The following is an 18,657-nucleotide window of genomic DNA, read 5'->3' on the forward strand; positions in this document are numbered from 1 at the left end:
CCGCTGTCCGGCAGGACGTTCGGAAGCCGAGCCAAGCGGCACTCCAGCAAGGCCTCAGGCCGCCATCAGCACACCCTGATAGACGCGATTCTCGAACGCCAACCCCGCACCCATCGCGACGCACACCAACGCATCGTCGGCCACACGCACCGGTAGCCCCGTCGCCCGGGCGATTGCCTCGTCCATCCGACCGAGCAAGGCACCCCCGCCGGTCAACGTGATCCCTTCATCGATAATATCCGCCGACAGTTCGGGCGCCGTTCGTTCGAGCGCGGCCCGAACCGCACCGATGATCTGCCCGATCGGCTCGGCCAGCGCCTCTGCCACCTCTGCCTCGGTCACGGTGACTTCGGAGGGACGACCATTTACCAGGTCGCGCCCCTTGACGATCATGCGCTGCCCTTCGTCCTGCGGGGCGACCGCGCGCCCGATCGTGAGCTTCACTCGCTCGGCCGTCATCTCGCCGATCATCATGTTATGTTTGCGGCGAATATAGGCGGCGATCATGTCATCCATCTTGTCGCCGCCGACCCGCACCGAACCGCTATAAGCGACACCGCCGAGCGACAACACGGCAACCTCGGTCGTACCGCCCCCGATATCGACAACCATCGCCCCGCGGGGCTCCGCAACGGGCAACCCTGCCCCGATCGCCGCCGCCAGCGGCTCCTCCAGCAATTGAACCGCCAGCGCACCGGCATTGGACGCGGCATCGCGGATCGCGCGGCGTTCGACAGGGGTTGACCCCGACGGCACGCACACCACCACATTGCTGCGGCGGCGCAGGCGACTGGGACCGCCCAGCGCCTTGTCGATGAAATGCTTGATCATCTGTTCGGCAATTTCGATGTCGGCAATCACGCCGTCACGCAGCGGACGCAACGCTTCGATATTGGCAGGCGTCTTGCCCATCATCGGCTTCGCTTCGTTGCCGACGACCTTGACATGACGACGGCCATCGCGCGTTTCGAGCGCGATGACGGACGGTTCGTTGAGCACAATGCCTCGTCCCCGGACGTATATAACGGTATTCACGGTTCCGAGATCGATCGCGACATCGTGCCCGCTCGATGCGAACCGGTTGAAGATATTCATAGGCGGCGGCCCCCGATAATATGAAAAATGGGTCCGCCAGACTCCCGCGCGGGGGCCATTCGAACCCCCTGTCGCGGCATGTGGACAAGGCCGCGCGGCGTCAATCGCACCACCGGCCCAGTCGTTGGTTTCTTAGGGTTGATGGAGTAGCGAGCACCTCTGCCCGCCGCTCCGGTACATTTCATCCGCGTTCTAGCGCGTCTTTCGCGGTCAGATCAGCCCCGCCAGCGGACTCGATGGATCGGCGTAGCGACGCTGTCCCATGCGGCCGGCCAGATAGGCGTCCCGACCAGCTTCGACCGCCGCCTTCATCGCGCGCGCCATGCGAATGGGATCCTTGGCTTCGGCGATGGCTGTGTTCATCAGCACCCCGTCGCAGCCGAGTTCCATAGCCACTGCGGCATCGCTAGCGGTACCGACCCCCGCGTCGACCAGGACCGGAACCGACGCCCCCTCTACGATCAGCCGTATCGTCACGCGATTCTGGATACCCAGTCCGGAACCGATCGGCGCGCCAAGCGGCATGATCGCAACGGCGCCCGCATCCTCCAGCTGTTTCGCGGCGATCGGATCGTCGACGCAATAAACCATCGGCAGAAAGCCTTCCTTGGCCAGCACCTCGGTCGCCTCGAGCGTCTCGCGCATATTGGGGTAGAGCGTCTTTACTTCGCCCAGCACCTCCAGTTTGACGAGATCCCATCCGCCGGCCTCACGCGCAAGGCGCAACGTGCGGATCGCATCATCGGCATTGAAACAACCGGCCGTGTTGGGGAGATAGGTAATCTTTCTGGGGTCGATGTAATCAGTCAGCATCGGCGCAGATGGGTCCGACACATTGACGCGGCGGACCGCAACCGTGACGATTTCAGCCCCCGACGCAGCAACCGCCGCGGCATTCTGTTCAAAATCCTTATATTTCCCGGTGCCCACGATCAGGCGCGAGGAAAAGGTCCGGCCAGCGACGGTCCATTGATCGGTCTTGTCCACATTCAGTCCTTATTCTGTATCACATTCGCAATGTCGCCCAGCGGATCGCGAACGAAAAAGCGGCGAACACCCCAGGGTTCATCGCGCAGCGCGTAGATAATGTCGTGCCCGGCCGCGACCGCGCGCGCATATACGGCATCGACATCATCGACCCCCACCGAATAAGCGGGGCGCAGTCCGGACGGGTCATCCGTCAGAATGCTGATTTGCGCCATCGGCTGGCTGCTCGATCGATAGGTGGTGATGAAATCCATCTCCATCGCGGTTTCCAGCCCCAACACATCGCTGAAAAAGCCCTTACCGTCCGCCGCATTCGCGGTGTAGCGATTGGGTACGATCCGTGCCACCGGCATCAACCGCCTCCCACGAAATGAACAATTTCCAGCGTATCACCATCCGCCAGCGCGACATCAGCAAGCGTCGAACGGGGAACGATATCGCGATTGCGCTCTACAGCGACCTTCTTCACATCAAGCCCCAGCGACGCGACCAGATCCGCAACGCTCCCTTCACGCACCTGCCGCGCTTCGCCATTGAGGATGATAGAAATCACCGTGGTATCCGCCTTGCTTTGCCTTTTGACGCAGAGCCCATATAGGGGGGAGCAGCATCGCCGCAACCGAAAGGCCGACTTTGTCGCACTCTCCGATCGTCTTTGTCCTGTCTGGCCCGAACCTGAACCTACTGGGCACCCGCGAGCCCGAAATTTACGGCCACGACACATTGGACGACATCCATATTCGCCTCGCCACGCAGGCGAATGAACTGCGGCTGGAGATCGACTGCCGCCAGTCGAATCACGAGGGCGATCTGATCGACTGGTTGCATGAGGCGCATTTCGCAGGCGCGAAAGCGGTCCTGCTGAATGCAGGAGGCTATACACACACATCCATCGCCCTTCACGACGCGATCAAATCGATCCGCGTGCCGGTAATCGAAGTCCATCTATCGGACCCGATGAAACGCGAAACTTTTCGTCATATCAGCTATGTGGGCATGGCAGCGACCGCACATTTCGCGGGCCATGGCGCCGAAAGCTATACGCTTGCGCTGGACGCCGCCGCGCGACTCTGACAAGAGGGCGCGATCAAAACAGGGGTCAAGCCGCCAGGTTGCGGCGACATAACGACAGGACAATATTCTCATGGGTGACCATAACGACCATGGCATCAACATCGATCCGGCCTTCGTCCGCGCGCTCGCGGAATTGCTGGACGATACGCAGCTTTCGGAGATCGAGGTCGAGGATGGCGACCGCAAGGTGCGTGTCGTGCGCACGCTGACCGCCGCCGCTCCCGTCGCGATGGCCCCGCTGGCCGCCGCACCGGTTGCAGCGTCCGTCGCCGCTGCACCCGCCCCGGCGGCCGCAGTCGCTGCTGCTCCGGCAGCCGACAGCTTCGCCGACGCCGTAAAATCGCCAATGGTTGGCACCGTCTATCTCGCTCCCGAACCGGGCGCGCCCAATTTCGCGAGCACCGGTTCCGCCGTGAAGGAAGGCGAGACCATCCTCATCATCGAGGCGATGAAGGTCATGAACCCAATCACCGCGCCCCGCTCCGGCACGCTGAAGGCCGTGCATGTCGAGAACAGCCAGCCGGTCGAATATGACCAGCCGCTGTTCACCATCGACTGAGGCCACGCCGACCATGGCTATTGAAAAACTGCTGATCGCCAACCGGGGCGAGATTGCGCTGCGCATCCACCGTGCAGCGCACGAAATGGGCATCAAGACGGTTGCGGTCCATTCGACCGCCGACGCCGACGCCATGCACGTGCGACTGGCCGACGAGGCCGTGTGCATTGGCCCGCCGGCCGCGAAGGACAGCTATCTCAATATCCCGGCGATCATTTCGGCCGCCGAGGTGACGGGCGCCGACGCCATCCATCCTGGCTATGGCTTTCTGTCGGAAAACGCACGTTTCGCAGAGATTATCGAAGCGCATGACATGGTCTTCGTCGGGCCCAAGCCCGAACATATTCGGACCATGGGCGACAAGGTCGAAGCCAAGCGCACTGCGGTGTCGCTGGGCCTGCCGGTCGTCCCGGGCTCGCCCGGCGCCGTCACTTATGGCGAAGAAACCAAAAAGCTCGCCGAGGAAATCGGTTATCCGGTACTGATCAAGGCAGCATCGGGCGGCGGCGGGCGCGGCATGAAGGTCGTGCCGGAAGAAGCTGGCCTGGAAAGCCTGATGGGTCAGGCGTCGAGCGAGGCGGCGGCCGCCTTTGGCGACCCGACCGTCTATATGGAGAAATATCTCGGCAATCCACGCCACATCGAATTTCAGGTGTTCGGCGACGGCAACGGCAATGCGATTCATCTGGGCGAGCGCGACTGTTCGCTACAACGCCGCCACCAGAAGGTGCTAGAGGAAGCCCCCTCGCCAGTCATATCCGCCGAAGAACGGGCGCGCATGGGCGGCGTTTGCGCCGACGCCATGGCAAAAATGGGCTATCGCGGCGCCGGTACCATCGAATTCCTTTGGGAAAACGGCGAATTCTATTTCATCGAGATGAACACCAGAATTCAGGTCGAGCATCCCGTGACCGAGATGATCACCGGGTTCGATCTGGTCCGCGAACAGATTCGCATCGCTGACGGTCGCGGCCTGTCGGTGCGCCAGGAGGATCTAGAATTTCGCGGCCATTCGATCGAATGCCGTATCAATGCCGAAGATCCACGCACCTTCATGCCTTCGCCGGGCCGGGTCACGGCTTATCACCCGGCAGGCGGTATGCATGTACGCGTCGATAGCGGACTTTACGCCGGTTATTCGATCCCGCCCTATTATGACAGCATGATCGGCAAGCTGATCGTTTATGGTCGCAGTCGCGAAAGCTGCATGATGCGTATGCGTCGGGCGCTCGAGGAAATGGTCATCGCGGGCGTCAAGACGAACATCCCGCTTCACCAGGCGTTGCTGTCGGCCCCCGACGTGATCCATGGCGATTATACGATCAAGTGGCTCGAGGAATGGTTGGCCAGCAGCGAGGATGATGCGGCGGCCTGAAACCGCTGGTGATCTTTGCTGAACCGACGGCGGCCGCGGCCGCCGTCACATTTGCCACGACGCCGGCCTGCAGCTCACTTTCGCCACCTCTTTTTTTTGGCTATGGGCTTTGGCTATGGCTAAAAACCCATCCATTTACTCACGCGGCGCCGCTACGCTGATCCTCCCCTTGATGCTTTTCTCCGCGCCCGCGACCGCGCAGACGAGAGACGTAAAAGAGGATTCGGTTGTCATCCAGCCCGACAAGGTCGCCGACGATGCTCCCGTCGTGGAGGCGGTTTCCGGCCTGCCGAGCTGGGACGAAGATAATGCAACCGCTCTGCTGCGTTTCATAGAAAATGTCGGTGACGAAGGGCTGTTTGCGAAGGATTATAATCCCGACGCCCTCGCCGCCGCGATCCTTGAAGGCAATCAAATCGCGCTCGACAAGGTAGCCACGGACAGCTTTCTGCTACTCGCAACCCACCTGCGCGACGGACGGACCCCCAATGCCGCCCGCAAACAATGGTTCATGACCGACAATGATGCCGATCATATGCCGTTGCTGCACCTGTTGGCGACGGCGCTGGCGACCAACACGATCCCGGACACGCTGGCCGAGTTCGATCCGATCCATCCCGATTTTCTGGTCCTGAAAAAGGCGCTGAAGGCGGCCAGGACGCCGGCCGACGCCAATGCGATCCGGGTCAATATGGAACGGTGGCGCTGGATGCCCCGCGACCTCGGGCCGCGCTATGTCGTCAGCAATGTGCCCGAATATATGACCCGCGTCGTCCATGGCGGCACGACCATCGCGACGCACAAAGCGGTGGTAGGCAAGGCGTCGACCCCGACGCCCCAGCTCAACCCGATGGCAACGGGCATTATCGTCAACCCGAACTGGACACTGCCGCGCAGTATCATCAACGAAGGCATCGGAGCCACGATCGCCAACAATCCGGCGCGCGCCCGCGCGCAGGGATATACATGGACGGGCAGCGGAAAGTCGCTGTCGGTGGTGCAAAAGCCCGGTGCCAATAACGCCCTGGGCGTCATGAAGATGGAAATGCTGAACGAACATGCCATCTATCTGCACGACACTCCTTCGAAGGGCGCATTCAATGCCGCCGCCCGAGCCTTTAGCCACGGATGCATCCGGACCGAACGCGCCCTGCATTTCTCGGGGCTGATGGCCGTGATGTTCGCAGGACGCAGCCCCGAGGAATTCGGAGAAGCGATCGCCAGCGGGAAGACCACAAGATTCGGTTTCGAGGCCCCCTTTCCCGTCTATGTCGCCTATTGGACGGTCATTCCGGACGGCAAAGGCGGTGTAAAAAAGCTGTCTGACCTATACGGCCGTGACGCACCCGTGGTTGCCAGCTTTGCCAAGCCCGGGCGACCAACAGCGGCGATCATCGCGCCCAAGCCCCCAGAAATCGCACCGACGGTGCAGACCACATCGCGCGTGACGACGCCCGGGACCAGCGGCATATATTGATCGGCAAGATGGCCGGGCAAGGCGCACACCTTCGTCCAGCCGGCTCCATTATTGCCTTTCATTCTTCCCTTCGATGACGATCACACGCCCCTATCGACCGTCTGACAAGACTGCGTGCCTGGCGTTGTTCGACAGCAATGTGCTGCAATTTTTCGCCAGCAGCGAGCGGGCCGACTTTGCCGATTTCCTCGACCAAAAGGAGATCGAGCAATGCTATCTGGTGCTGGTCGACGGAGCACGCATTGTCGGGTGTGGCGGCCATATGACGACCGGCGACGGCCAAAGCGCCATGCTGTGCTGGGGGATGGTTGATCGCACCCGCCACGGGAGCGGTTTGGGAACAAGCCTGGTCGAGGCGCGGCTCGACGCGATTTTCCGCGTGCCGGGCGTTCATCGCGTGCTGATCGACACCAGCCAGCACAGTCAGGGCTTTTATGCACGCCTTGGCTTTCGTGTCGTCAAGATCACCCTGGATGGGTACGCGCCCGGGCTCGATCGCTGGGACATGATGCTAAGCGCCTTGCATCGGGCCTGACCGCGCCGCCCGTCGGCCGAAACAAGCCCCCCCCCCCCCCAAGCTCAGCCCAGGCCGCCGATGCCGAGAATGACGTTGCGATTGCAGTATCAGACACCCCTCGCAAAGCGCTTGCCGGCTTCGCAATCAGACCGCGAGCCAACACCATATAATCTCTGGCTTTTGGGTGATCGCGCTCACAGAATTATGTATCGATACACCCCAAAACTTGAACATGGTCGACAATCCCCCTTGGCTGACCACGAGGAAGCGAGGCGCCACGTCGGCGCGGATCAGGAGAATTCATGTCATGATGCCAAAAGCCGCCATCCTCATTGGCGCAATGCTTTGGACCAGTGCCTGTTCGGCGGCGACGCCGACGGAACAGTCCGGCGACGGACACACGGAAAACCGTATCGGAACCGAAGATGCCACCCCCGAAGCGAGCCCGGCGGCAGCGCCCGCCCTTTCGGCCTATGTCGGAAAATATCCGTGGGACAAGGTCGACGGGGTCGATTTCCTGCACCACCCGGCAGTGGTTGCTGCGGTCCGACGCTCTGTCTCCGATCCGGAGATCCGCGATAGCCTGCTCGTCGAAACCGCGAAATCGACGGCCGGACCGATTATCGAGTCCGAAGGGCGCCTGCTGATGAGCGCGTTTGAGCCTGCGTCCGGTGGCGATGTAAACTGGTCGATCCTGATGGCCCTCGACGGCGACGCAGCGGCCGTCTGCTGGTCAACAGGCGTTATCGAATATAGCCAGGGCGCGGATTGGTACCATGACGGAGAGAAGCGTTTCACGCTCTATTCACGCTGCTCCTATGACGCGGAAAGTCTGGCGCCGCTTGGTACGTGGCCCATCGGCCCTATTCCGGGCTGATCCTCAGGTTGCCGGTCACTGACGAAGGTTTGAAGGATCATCCCATGAACGGAAATGCGAACCGCTGGATTTCCAGCCTGATCTTTGGCCTGATTGTCGGCTATACCAGCGGCACGCCGCTGATGGCGGCACTGGCCCTGGTGCTTGGCATTTTCGGCATTTCATATGATGCGGGGCTCGACGATAACGGGCTGCTCGTCGCGGCGCCCGTCATCCTTCAATTGTCAGCCGCCGTTGCCGTGACCTTCTTCCTGCTTCGCATATCGAATGGTTATCGCAGAGCGGGTTGGGGCTGCATAATCCTTGGCATTCTTGCCCTGCTTTCGATCGCCTCGATCTTTGTGTTCACCGGCGATCTAGACCGCGACAGCGCGACAGCCGCCTTCTTCGTGCTTTTGATCTTTGGTCTGCCCTTGCTGGCTGTCGCCATCGCCTGCCTTGTTGGTGGCTGGCTCCTCTTTCGCCGTGCCGCCCGTGAAGACGAGGGCCAAGCGGAACAGGACAGCGCGGCGCGTTCGGCGGCCGCCAACAACCGCCCCGATGCGGGAGAAATGGAATGAAAGGTAGAGGGGTGTTCGTCGCTTTGTCCGCGACTGCGTTGCTTGGAACCTTTTCCGGCGATTCCGCATCGGTGGGCGCCGCGGAGCGATCATCGACTTCCCAAAAGAACAGCGAAATTGTCCTCGATTCCGCTGTCAAGGACATCGCGTTCGTGGCGATCGATCGATTGCCGCGCGCACCGCGCGCCGCGACGCGGGACGCTTGTGATTGGAAGCAGACGGAGCCCCGATCGGCGCCGGGCAAGCAGGTGGCCGCCGCCGGATGGGGCGTGACGAACGATCTCGCGGTCGGCCGGTTCCAGGCCGTCAGCTTCGCCGGTTCTTTCGACCCCGGAACCAGCGGATCATGCGAAATTCGCGATGGCAATGTGGCGATTTTTGACGGTGGCCACTTGATTGCGCTTGCCTACGTCCGACGGTCCACCGCGCGATCGATCGGCTTTGCAGCGCCATTGGAAGGCGGCGCCCTGCGATTGTGGGACGGCGACATTCTGCCCCAGCCGCTGGCCGACATCCGGATCAGCAAGGCGCGCATGACGGTCGGCCCGGTCGCGGCCGCTGACCGGGTGTGCGGCGGCAAGGCAGTTGTCCCCAACATCTATGGCCAGCCGATCAACAAGGCCCGCATCGCGTTGCAAGCGCATGGCTGGACGCCAGTGCCAGGCGGCACGTCGATCAACCGCACAGACCCGCGCGAGGCCGAACTGGCGCGTCGGGGCGTCCCCGAGGTAACGGGCTGTTCAGGCACCGGATTTGGATTTTGCGCGTTCGAATATCAACGACAGGGCGCGACGCTGTCGGTCACTACCGCCGGCGAGGACATGTTTCCAAGCGTTTCGGCCTATAACGCCGACTGCGGCTGACCTGCCGTCGGTCCGCGCGCCATATGACTGGCGGCGGTCAATCGGCCTTCGCGGGGAGCCCCGTGGTCCCCGCCCCGGTGCGGATCAGATTTTCCGTGCCCGGCAACGGCTCGGTCGGCAGGTCGAAAGGCCGCGATACCGGCGGCACGCTCAGCTTGTCGGCAAACAACAGGCGGCCCGGCCCCAATTTGTAGAGGATCATAGGCAACAGAGCCTCGCCAAAGACGAAACACCCCTCGCTGCGCCCCAGCTTTCCCTGCGTCGCGATCAGCGATGGTTCGGCATACCAGGCGCCGTGAACGACGATGGCGCGCACGTCGGCGTTGTTGTTGTCGGGTTCCAGCCCGGCCAGCCGCATCGACGACCCATTTGCACCCCAATAATAGTCGCTGGTGCGATAGGCGCCGCGCGAGGTGGCGAGGCTGCCGACACGGTTCGAAAAACTTTTAAGCCAGCCATCATGTTGTGGGTCCGACCCCCGCCCATGCGTCACCGGAAACAGATCGATGGTCCCGGCGACCATGTCGACCAACGCAAAACGCGGGCGTGCCGACGGCAAGCCGAAATCGACGATGCCGACACGATCGGTCTGCGCGATATTGCGCCCCTGCCGGTCCAATTGCCGCTTTGCGACAGCCAGATAATCGACAGCCGGCGTAGCGGGCGCCGGTTGCTGAACCCAGCCGGGCATTTGCGCGCGAAGTGGCGTCGCGGCCACCGCGCCTGCCCCGGCAAGCCCGGCCAAAATCGCTCTGCGATTGATCATTTCATTCATCAAATTGCCACCCAGCCCCGCCGTGGCCGTCTTTTGACGGTCCCTCACCGGGTCCATAAGCCGCAGTTTCGCGAGCAAAGGCAAGAAGGCGTTGCCACTTCATGCGGGCAAATGTGGCATATTTGCTGTGAATGGCGCGTTTACGTCGCCAAACTTGCGACACGTCGCCCCAAGGGATAGGAGCCGCATCATGAAAGCAACCATCTGGCACAACCCCGCCTGCGGCACGTCCCGCAAGACGCTGGCCATCCTTCAGGACACGCCGAACGTCGATCTGACGATCATCGAATATCTGAAGCAGCCCTATAGCGAGGCAAAGCTGCGGCAATTGTTCGCCGATGCTGGCATGAGCGCGAAGGATGCGCTTCGCCTGCGCGGTACCGACGCCGCGGAGCGCGGGCTGGACGCGGCGGACGAGGATGCCATCATCGCTGCGATGGTCGACAATGCCGCGTATGTGAACCGCCCCTTTGTCGAGACCGACAAGGGCGTGCGCTTTTGCCGCCCGCAGGACATCGTACACGAAATTCTGTAACGCCAGAAGATTGGACGCCAATGGGAAGCGTTCGGCGAAGCTGCGGCCATATGGTGGGCAAAGCCGAGCAATACGCGGCAGCGGCGCCTTCGGACGTCACCGGGCGTCTTGGGAGACTCCCGCCGCGTCTCGATGAGGGGGCGCATCGCCAGCGTCCAGCGCTGGTTCGGCCGCCGTCGTGGGCAGGCCCAGTTCATAGATCGCATCCCAACGGTCGTCCGACGAGGCACTGAACCGGATCCCGGCTGCGGCGCTGCGCGGCGGTCCGTTACCATTGACGCCGCATCCGTCCGCGCGGCAATTCCAGGCCGTGCCCCCATTGCCGACCACATTGACGGTCATGGTGCGGGCACGCGGCAGCAACGATCCTGCGGTTTCGATCGTCCGCTCCGTCAGGGCAAAAGGCCTGCGCATGGCGTGGACATTGCCGACAAGGATCAGGATCAGCGCGTCATCGGGTGCCGCGACAGACTGCCAGGCCTGCGCCATCGCAAAATCGCGTGTCCCTTCATGTGGAGCCCGGCCGCTGACGTCGAAACAGGAAACGCCCGCGACAAGTCCCGCGCGCCGCATCAGGCGGAAACGCTCTAGCATAGCCATAAAGGCCCTGCTCGCCCGGCCGTCCTGATAATCGGACCGCCAATGCGGCAGCTTGAGCAGGTCGCGCCGTGCGGCCTCGTCGCCATCTGACGCCAGATAGGCATCCACCGCCGATTGCCAATCGGACGACCATTCAATCGCGACAACCACCGGACGCCCGGTTCCGGCCGCGAGACATGCGAGATTCGCAAAGGCTGCCGGCGTTTCGTTGGTGCCGTGCATTTCACCGACCACCACCCAGCGCATCTCCTGCCGCCAGAGCTGCGCGGCGCCGGGGACGGGAGTGCAAGGCGAAGGGGCGGAGGCCATTGCGAGTGCAACCGCGAGTGCAAGGCTCATGCTGTGCCATATCCCTGAAAAGCGGCTATCATCGCGTTCACCGGTATCCTCCGATACGAATTGACATCGTCACCAAGCTCCCAAGCCTACGGCGTTCGCGCCATATTCGGCAAGGCGGCGACGGGTGGCTGGCGATGTGTCGGCGGGCAGGCCATCGAGCGGGAACCAGCCGACCTGCTCAATCTCCATCACATCGGCACGCCGCATGGCCGCCGCCGCTTCGCCGGACACCCGAACCGCAAAGATCACCACATGATCGTCCTTTGCCTCGCGGCGGCTGTGATAGACGCCGACGATGCGTTCGACGCGAACGTCGTGCAGCGCCACCTCTTCCTGCAGTTCGCGGCGCAAGGCGCCCTCGAAACTTTCGCCCTTGTTCACGCCGCCGCCGGGCAGATACCAATGATCGGCGTAGCTGTGCCGAACCAGCGCCACCCGGTCGTCGGGGTCAAGCACCACCGCCCGCACGCCCAGCGTTCGCGGCTTGCGGACCCGCCAATAAAGACCGGCGGCTTTTCCGATCAGCCGATGATGCAGCGCCATATTCCGATCCCGCCGATACGATTCGATACAGGAGCCAGATTTGCACAGGTCAGGCGGGAGGCATAGGCGGCAACCCGGCCGAGCTGTGAAACGCTCCACAGGAACGGCGGGCGACACGCCCCCGGTTTCGGGTTCGTTTCCGAAAGATCGATTGCTATCCCGCCGCGATGCGCCCGCCCGCGATACGAAAACGCGTCACAGGGCCGGGCATATTCGCGAACAGGCCCTCTTCGGTGCCGGTCAGCCAAGCTTGCCCTCCCTGTCCCGCCAGCCGCTCGTACAGCGCTCCGCGGCGCGAAGGGTCGAGGTGCGCGGCCACCTCGTCGAGCAGCAACACCGGCCGGGCTCCCCGCGCCCGTGCCACGCAATCGCCATGCGCGAGAACGAGCGACAGCAGCATCGCCTTTTGCTCGCCGGTCGAGCAGCGCGCCGCCGCACGCCCCGTCGCGGCATGCAGCGCCGATAGATCATCGCGATGCGGCCCTGCAGTGGCGCGCCCGGCCGCGGCGTCGATCCGGCGCCGCGCGGCGAACAGCGCCCTGAGCGCATCGGGGGCATAAGGTTCGGTCCGCGCCGCGCCATCACCATCCACCAGCGTGAGCAACGGCCGCGCAAAGGGCGCGTCGGGCTGTTCCGCCAGCTCGGCCGACAGCGCCGCGAGCGTGCGCTGCCGCGCCGCGTCGATCGCCGCACCATGGTCGGCGAGTTGCGCCTCTAGACTAGTCAGCCATTGCGCATCCGCAGCGGCGGGATCGGCGAGCAATTTTCCGCGCGCACGCATGGCCGCTTCATAGCGATTGCCGTGCTGTGCATGACGTGGCTCCAACGCCAGAACGAGACGGTCTAGAAAGCGCCGCCGATTGCCCGCGGTTTCGACGAACAGCCGATCCATCGCCGGGGTCAGCCACAGCAGCGACAACCAGTCGCCGAGCGCGGTCGCCGCGGCCGCCGCGCCGTTGATCCGCACGATACGGCGGCGCGGCTGCGCCGCCTCTATTCCCGTGCCGAGTGCGACCGGCGGCAGCGCGGGATCGCTCTGCACTTCGGCAAATATGGCAAAGCCGCCGCCCGCGCCATCGCGCACCATGTCGGCGAGCGGTGCCCGGCGCAGCCCGCGCCCCGGAGCTAGCAGCGAGATCGCCTCCAATATGTTGGTCTTTCCCGCCCCGTTGTCGCCATGCAATGCGACGATGCCTGACGCAGCCGCCATGTCCGCCCCGGCATGATTGCGAAAATCGGTTAGCGAGAGGCGAGTCAACGTCATCTTATCCCGCGCCTACCGTACCCGCCCGGGAGGCGCCAGCCCCGCTCGCCTCATAATTCACATGCGGCAATGTTTATATATTGGTTATTTTTCCGATATTTCGGTATTTTTTTCATTTCACCACTTGTCCTGAAACGGAAAAATGGCGCTTAACTGCGGATGAACGAAATTGGCACGGCTCCTGCAAAGTAACAGGCATCCACCGGATGGTCCGGATGGGAGGACAAAGAAGGATTAAAATCATGGCCAGTATCAACCTCGACAACGTCAAAAGCTACGCCCTCGCCGCTTTCGCTTCGCTCTACGCCTCGGTCATGCTGCTGGCGATCGCCGGCCAGAATGGTGCGCAGGTCGGTTCGCTGGTCATCTGACCAGCGGACACCCCTCCATTAACGCCGGCCAAGCGCCGGGATTGAAAGGACAGAAATGAAACAGGGTTTTCGCAAGAATCGTCGCGACGGCATGATCTTTGGGGTCTGTGCCGGGATAGCCGACCACTTCGGCATCGACGTCTTGTGGACGCGCGTCGGCTTCGTCGGCCTGACGCTCTTGGGCTTTGGCCTGCCGTTGCTGCTGTACATCACGGTCGCGATCCTCGCACCTTAGGCAGCCCGGGCCGAAACGTCGCCTGGGCGCAAATCCGTCGGCCCGCATTTTCCACGCACAAGGGCCCGCCGGTCTGCCCGGTGGGCTCTTTTCATGTCCGCGCGCCGCGCATCCCTCTTTGGCGCCAATCGCCGCCCCCCCAGACGCCGCACGCCGGGAGCGAAGCGGGATGGAAAGGGAGCTCCAGACACACCCAAACCCCAGAGCATTTTCCACACAAGAAAAGCCCCGCCGGATCGCTCCGGCGGGGCTCTCTTTTAGGCTTGCGAGCCGAGGGGCTTATTCCTCGCCGTCATCCTCGGGACGATCCAGCACCACGACATCGTCGGTGGTGAAGTCTTCGCCCTGAACCTTGCCGAGCGGATCGTCGCCGATCGCCGCTTCGGGGCCCTGTGCCAGTTCGGCAGCATGCTCTTCGGCCGCGGTCTGCGGCGCGATCAGATGCTCCTGGTTCGCGGCGCGCATCGCTGCACGCAGCGCGGCATCCTTCGACGAGGCGGTAACGCGGACGCGGTTCATCGCCGCGCCGGTGCCCGCCGGGATCAGACGGCCGACGATGACGTTTTCCTTGAGGCCCATCAGCGAGTCGACCTTGCCCTGCACCGAGGCTTCGGTGAGCACGCGGGTCGTTTCCTGGAAGGACGCCGCCGAAACGAAGCTGCGGGTTTGCAGGCTCGCCTTGGTGATACCGAGCAGGACCGGGCGGCCCTCTGCCGGCACGCCATTCTTCGGCAGCTTGGCGTTATATTCCATCATCTCCAGATAATCGAGCTGTTCGCCCGGCAGCAGTGTGGTGTCGCCGCCCGACGTGATCTCGACCTTCTGCAGCATCTGGCGAACGATCACCTCGATATGCTTGTCGTTGATCTTCACGCCCTGGAGTCGATAGACTTCCTGGATTTCGGCAACCAGGAACTCGGCCAGCGCCTCGACGCCCATGACGTCGAGAATGTCGTGCGGGTTCGGCGAGCCCGAGATCAGCGCGTCGCCGCGCTTCACATAGTCGCCTTCCTGCACTTCGAGGACCTTCGACTTGGGGATCAGATATTCGATCGAATCGCCTTCTTCCGGAACGATCGCAATCTTGCGCTTCGCCTTGTAATCCTTGACGAATTCAATGCGGCCACTGATCTTGGCGATGACCGAATTATCCTTCGGAATGCGCGCTTCGAACAGTTCGGCGACACGCGGCAGACCGCCGGTGATATCGCGGGTCTTCGACGCTTCGCGGGTCACACGGGCGAGCACGTCGCCCGCCTGTACTTCCTGGCCGTCGTCGACCGAGATCATCGTGCCAACCGCGAGCAGATAGCGCGCGGCTTCACCCGACGCATCGTCGAGCAGGGTCAGGCGCGGCTGAAGGTCTTCCTTCTTGCTGCGGCCCGCGGCGCGATATTCGATCACGACGCGCTGCGCGATACCGGTCGCTTCGTCGACCTGTTCGGTCAGCGTCTTGCCATCGGCCAGATCCTGATACTTCACGATCCCCTGCTTTTCGGTGATCAGCGGCATGGTGAACGGATCCCATTCGGCAATCCGGTCGCCCTTCTTCACCTTTTCGCCGTTCTTGTGCATGATCTGTGCACCATAGGGCAGCTTGTGCGACGCACGTTCGCGGCCCTCGGCGTCGATGATCGCGATTTCGCCCGAACGCGACAGCGCCAGACGGCGGCCACGCTGGTCGACGATCGTTTCCATCTCGCGATATTCGATCGTCCCGTCCGAAATCGCTTCGGCGTTCGACTGTTCGTTGACCTGCGCCGCGCCACCGATGTGGAAGGTACGCATGGTCAGCTGGGTGCCAGGTTCACCGATCGACTGGGCGGCGATGACGCCGACCGCTTCGCCGATGTTCACCGGCGTACCGCGGGCAAGGTCACGGCCATAGCATTTGCCGCAGACGCCCATCGTCGCTTCGCAGACCAGCGGCGAACGGATCTTCACCGACTGGACTTCGGCTTCCTCGATGCGCGCCGTCGTTGCTTCGTCGAGCAGCGTGCCGATCGGGGCGATGACATTGCCATCCTTGTCGGTGACATCTTCGAGCGTCGTACGGCCGAGGATGCGCTCGCCCAGCGAGGCGATCGTCGAACCGCCCTGGATGATCGCGCGCATTTCCATGCCGCGTTCGGTACCGCAATCTTCCTCGATCACGACGCAGTCCTGCGACACGTCGACCAGACGACGGGTCAGATACCCCGAGTTCGCGGTCTTGAGCGCGGTATCGGCCAGGCCCTTACGCGCGCCGTGGGTCGAGTTGAAATATTCAAGAACGGTCAAGCCTTCCTTGAAGTTCGAGATGATCGGCGTTTCGATGATCTCGCCCGACGGCTTGGCCATCAGGCCGCGCATACCCGCAAGCTGCTTCATCTGGGCCTGCGAACCACGCGCACCCGAATGCGCCATCATGTAGATGGAGTTGATCGGGGCCATGCGGCCATTGTCCAGCTTTGGCGTCGCGCGGATTTCGTCCATCATCGCGTTCGCGACCTTGTCGCCGCACTGCGACCAGGCGTCGATCGCCTTGTTGTATTTTTCCTGCTGCGTGATCAGGCCGTCCTGATACTGCTGCTCGAAATCCTTCACCAGCGCGCGGGTTTCGTCGACCATGCCTTCCTTCGAGGCCGGGATGATCATATCATCCTTGCCGAACGAGATGCCGGCGCGGAATGCGTGGCGGAAGCCCAGCGCCATGATGGCGTCGGCGAACAGCACCGTCTCCTTCTGGCCGGTGTGACGATAGACCTGATCGATCACGTCGCCGATTTCCTTCTTGGTAAGAAGACGGTTGACGACGTCGAAGGGCACCGTGTGCGATTTCGGCAGGCATTCGCCGATCAGCATGCGGCCCGGCGTGGTTTCGAAGCGCTGCAGATATTCATTGCCCTGTTCGTCGGTCTGCGGAACGCGGCTGATGATCTTTGAGTGCAGCGTGACCGCGCCGACGTGGAGCGCCTGGTGCACTTCGGCCATGTCGGCGAGCAACATGCCCTCACCCGGTTCGCCTTCGCGTTCCAGCGACAGATAATAGAGACCCAGCACCATATCCTGCGACGGAACGATGATCGGCTTGCCGTTGGCGGGCGACAGGATGTTGTTGGTCGACATCATCAGGACGCGCGCTTCCAACTGCGCCTCCAGGCTCAGCGGGACGTGGACCGCCATCTGGTCACCGTCGAAGTCGGCGTTGAACGCGGCGCAGACCAGCGGGTGAAGCTGGATCGCCTTGCCCTCGATCAGCACGGGCTCGAACGCCTGGATGCCCAGGCGGTGAAGCGTCGGCGCGCGGTTCAGCAGGACCGGGTGCTCGCGAATGACTTCGTCGAGGATGTCCCAGACTTCCTTGCGTTCCTTTTCGACCCACTTCTTCGCCTGCTTCAGGGTCATCGACAGACCCTTGGCGTCGAGGCGCGCATAGATGAACGGCTTGAACAGTTCGAGCGCCATCTTCTTCGGCAGGCCGCACTGGTGCAGCTTGAGTTCGGGACCGGTCACGATGACCGAACGGCCCGAATAGTCGACGCGCTTGCCGAGCAGGTTCTGACGGAAGCGGCCCTGCTTGCCCTTGAGCATGTCGGACAGCGACTTGAGCGGGCGCTTGTTGGCACCCGTGATCGTGCGGCCGCGGCGGCCGTTGTCGAACAGCGCGTCGACGGCTTCCTGCAGCATGCGCTTTTCGTTGCGGACGATGATGTCCGGCGCGCGCAGCTCCATCAGGCGCTTCAGGCGGTTGTTGCGGTTGATCACGCGGCGATACAGGTCGTTCAGATCCGACGTCGCGAAGCGGCCGCCGTCGAGCGGCACCAGCGGGCGCAGTTCGGGCGGGATCACGGGAACGACTTCGAGGATCATCCATTCGGGGCGATTGCCCGATTCGATGAAGCTTTCGACGACCTTCAGGCGCTTGATGATCTTCTTGGGCTTGAGCTCCGACTTGGTGGTCGCGAGCTCTTCCATCAGATCAACGCGTTCCTGCTCGAGATCGAGATTTTCGAGCAGCACGCGGATCGCTTCGGCGCCGATGCCGGCGCTGAAAGCGTCTTCGCCATATTCATCCTGCGCATCGAGCAGTTCATCTTCGGTCAGAAGCTGAAACTTTTCGAGCGGCGTCAGGCCGGGCTCGAGAACGATATAGGCCTCGAAATAGAGAACGCGCTCGAGCTGCTTCAGCTGCATGTCGAGGAGCAGGCCGATGCGCGACGGCAGCGACTTCAGGAACCAGATGTGCGCGACCGGCGCGGCGAGCTCGATATGGCCCATGCGCTCACGGCGAACCTTGGTCACCGTGACTTCGACACCGCATTTTTCGCAGACGATGCCCTTGTATTTCATGCGCTTATATTTGCCGCACAGGCATTCATAATCCTTGATCGGGCCAAAGATGCGCGCGCAGAACAGGCCGTCACGTTCGGGCTTGAACGTGCGGTAGTTGATGGTTTCGGGCTTCTTGATCTCGCCGAACGACCAGGAACGGATGCGCTCGGGGCTCGCGATGCCGATCTTGATCATGTCAAAGGTTTCGGGCTTCGCGACCGGGTTCATGAAGTTGGTAATCTGGTTCATAGTCTGGCTCCGCTTCCCCTTCCGCCGCGGGCGGAAGGGGTGAGGCAA

At 62.6% G+C, this 18,657-nt stretch carries 20 protein-coding genes; 11 read left to right on the plus strand and 9 right to left on the minus strand.

Annotation, left to right across the window (positions count from 1 at the left end):
• Positions 1-54 precede the first annotated feature (54 nt).
• The 4 genes from U0S50_RS12205 to thiS all read right to left on the minus strand — a co-directional run bounded on the left by U0S50_RS12205 (position 55) and on the right by thiS (position 2,635).
• Positions 55-1,095, minus strand: a complete 1,041-nt coding sequence (locus tag U0S50_RS12205; RefSeq protein WP_322309038.1) for a rod shape-determining protein — start codon at positions 1,093-1,095, stop codon at positions 55-57.
• Between the two features lie 210 nt (positions 1,096-1,305).
• Positions 1,306-2,082: a thiazole synthase gene (locus U0S50_RS12210; protein ID WP_416194989.1), complete on the minus strand. Its 777-nt coding sequence runs from the start codon at positions 2,080-2,082 to the stop codon at positions 1,306-1,308.
• 2 nt (positions 2,083-2,084) lie between these two features.
• Entirely contained in the window at positions 2,085-2,435 is a 351-nt protein-coding gene (locus U0S50_RS12215; protein ID WP_322309039.1) for a VOC family protein, read from the minus strand.
• Positions 2,435-2,635 (minus strand): sulfur carrier protein ThiS, encoded by a 201-nt coding sequence (thiS, locus tag U0S50_RS12220; RefSeq protein WP_322309040.1) that lies wholly within the window; start codon positions 2,633-2,635, stop codon positions 2,435-2,437. Before thiS ends, U0S50_RS12215 begins: the two co-directional genes overlap by 1 nt.
• Before the next feature lie 80 nt (positions 2,636-2,715).
• On the opposite strand from thiS, the gene U0S50_RS12225 reads away from it, so the two are divergent.
• From U0S50_RS12225 to U0S50_RS12260, 8 genes are all read left to right on the plus strand, one after another.
• Positions 2,716-3,156, plus strand: a complete 441-nt coding sequence (locus tag U0S50_RS12225; protein WP_322309041.1) for a type II 3-dehydroquinate dehydratase — start codon at positions 2,716-2,718, stop codon at positions 3,154-3,156.
• 70 nt (positions 3,157-3,226) lie between these two features.
• Positions 3,227-3,715: an acetyl-CoA carboxylase biotin carboxyl carrier protein gene (gene accB / locus U0S50_RS12230; RefSeq protein WP_322309042.1), complete on the plus strand. Its 489-nt coding sequence runs from the start codon at positions 3,227-3,229 to the stop codon at positions 3,713-3,715.
• Between the two features lie 13 nt (positions 3,716-3,728).
• Entirely contained in the window at positions 3,729-5,090 is a 1,362-nt protein-coding gene (accC, locus tag U0S50_RS12235) for an acetyl-CoA carboxylase biotin carboxylase subunit (RefSeq protein ID WP_322309043.1), read from the plus strand.
• Between the two features lie 115 nt (positions 5,091-5,205).
• A complete protein-coding gene (locus U0S50_RS12240) occupies positions 5,206-6,567 on the plus strand; it encodes a L,D-transpeptidase family protein (protein ID WP_322309044.1) in 1,362 nt (453 codons plus the stop codon).
• Positions 6,568-6,640: 73 nt separating this feature from the next.
• On the plus strand, positions 6,641-7,102 hold the full coding sequence (locus tag U0S50_RS12245) for a GNAT family N-acetyltransferase (protein ID WP_322309045.1): 462 nt from the start codon (positions 6,641-6,643) through the stop codon (positions 7,100-7,102).
• 289 nt (positions 7,103-7,391) lie between these two features.
• Entirely contained in the window at positions 7,392-7,961 is a 570-nt protein-coding gene (locus tag U0S50_RS12250; protein WP_322309046.1) for a hypothetical protein, read from the plus strand.
• 44 nt (positions 7,962-8,005) lie between these two features.
• On the plus strand, positions 8,006-8,521 hold the full coding sequence (locus U0S50_RS12255) for a hypothetical protein (protein WP_322309047.1): 516 nt from the start codon (positions 8,006-8,008) through the stop codon (positions 8,519-8,521).
• Between the two features lie 152 nt (positions 8,522-8,673).
• On the plus strand, positions 8,674-9,384 hold the full coding sequence (locus U0S50_RS12260; RefSeq protein WP_322309048.1) for a hypothetical protein: 711 nt from the start codon (positions 8,674-8,676) through the stop codon (positions 9,382-9,384).
• 37 nt (positions 9,385-9,421) lie between these two features.
• Here U0S50_RS12260 and U0S50_RS12265 read toward each other — a convergent pair whose 3' ends face one another.
• Positions 9,422-10,150 carry a murein L,D-transpeptidase catalytic domain family protein gene (locus tag U0S50_RS12265; protein ID WP_322309049.1) on the minus strand — a complete coding sequence of 243 codons (729 nt, stop codon included), beginning with the start codon at positions 10,148-10,150 and terminating at the stop codon, positions 9,422-9,424.
• A 199-nt stretch (positions 10,151-10,349) separates the two neighbouring features.
• Between U0S50_RS12265 and U0S50_RS12270 the strand changes: the two genes are divergently transcribed.
• Entirely contained in the window at positions 10,350-10,694 is a 345-nt protein-coding gene (locus U0S50_RS12270) for an ArsC/Spx/MgsR family protein (protein ID WP_322309050.1), read from the plus strand.
• Positions 10,695-10,790: 96 nt separating this feature from the next.
• Here the strand turns inward: U0S50_RS12270 and U0S50_RS12275 are convergent, their stop codons facing one another.
• From U0S50_RS12275 to recF, 3 genes are all read right to left on the minus strand, one after another.
• On the minus strand, positions 10,791-11,633 hold the full coding sequence (locus U0S50_RS12275; RefSeq protein WP_322309051.1) for a hypothetical protein: 843 nt from the start codon (positions 11,631-11,633) through the stop codon (positions 10,791-10,793).
• A 69-nt stretch (positions 11,634-11,702) separates the two neighbouring features.
• Positions 11,703-12,176 carry an NUDIX domain-containing protein gene (locus tag U0S50_RS12280; protein ID WP_322309052.1) on the minus strand — a complete coding sequence of 158 codons (474 nt, stop codon included), beginning with the start codon at positions 12,174-12,176 and terminating at the stop codon, positions 11,703-11,705.
• Between the two features lie 154 nt (positions 12,177-12,330).
• On the minus strand, positions 12,331-13,440 hold the full coding sequence (recF, locus tag U0S50_RS12285) for a DNA replication/repair protein RecF (protein ID WP_322309053.1): 1,110 nt from the start codon (positions 13,438-13,440) through the stop codon (positions 12,331-12,333).
• A gap of 242 nt (positions 13,441-13,682) precedes the next feature.
• Between recF and U0S50_RS12290 the strand changes: the two genes are divergently transcribed.
• On the plus strand, positions 13,683-13,811 hold the full coding sequence (locus tag U0S50_RS12290; RefSeq protein WP_322309054.1) for a hypothetical protein: 129 nt from the start codon (positions 13,683-13,685) through the stop codon (positions 13,809-13,811).
• A 55-nt stretch (positions 13,812-13,866) separates the two neighbouring features.
• Complete coding sequence (locus U0S50_RS12295; RefSeq protein WP_322309055.1) at positions 13,867-14,046, plus strand: PspC domain-containing protein; 180 nt, start codon at positions 13,867-13,869, stop codon at positions 14,044-14,046.
• A gap of 279 nt (positions 14,047-14,325) precedes the next feature.
• On the opposite strand, the gene rpoC is transcribed toward U0S50_RS12295, so the two are convergent.
• On the minus strand, positions 14,326-18,609 hold the full coding sequence (rpoC, locus tag U0S50_RS12300) for a DNA-directed RNA polymerase subunit beta' (protein ID WP_322309056.1): 4,284 nt from the start codon (positions 18,607-18,609) through the stop codon (positions 14,326-14,328).
• Positions 18,610-18,657: the final 48 nt, after the last annotated feature.

The sequence above is a fragment of the Sphingopyxis sp. genome, assembly GCF_034380315.1.
GTDB lineage: Bacteria > Pseudomonadota > Alphaproteobacteria > Sphingomonadales > Sphingomonadaceae > Sphingopyxis.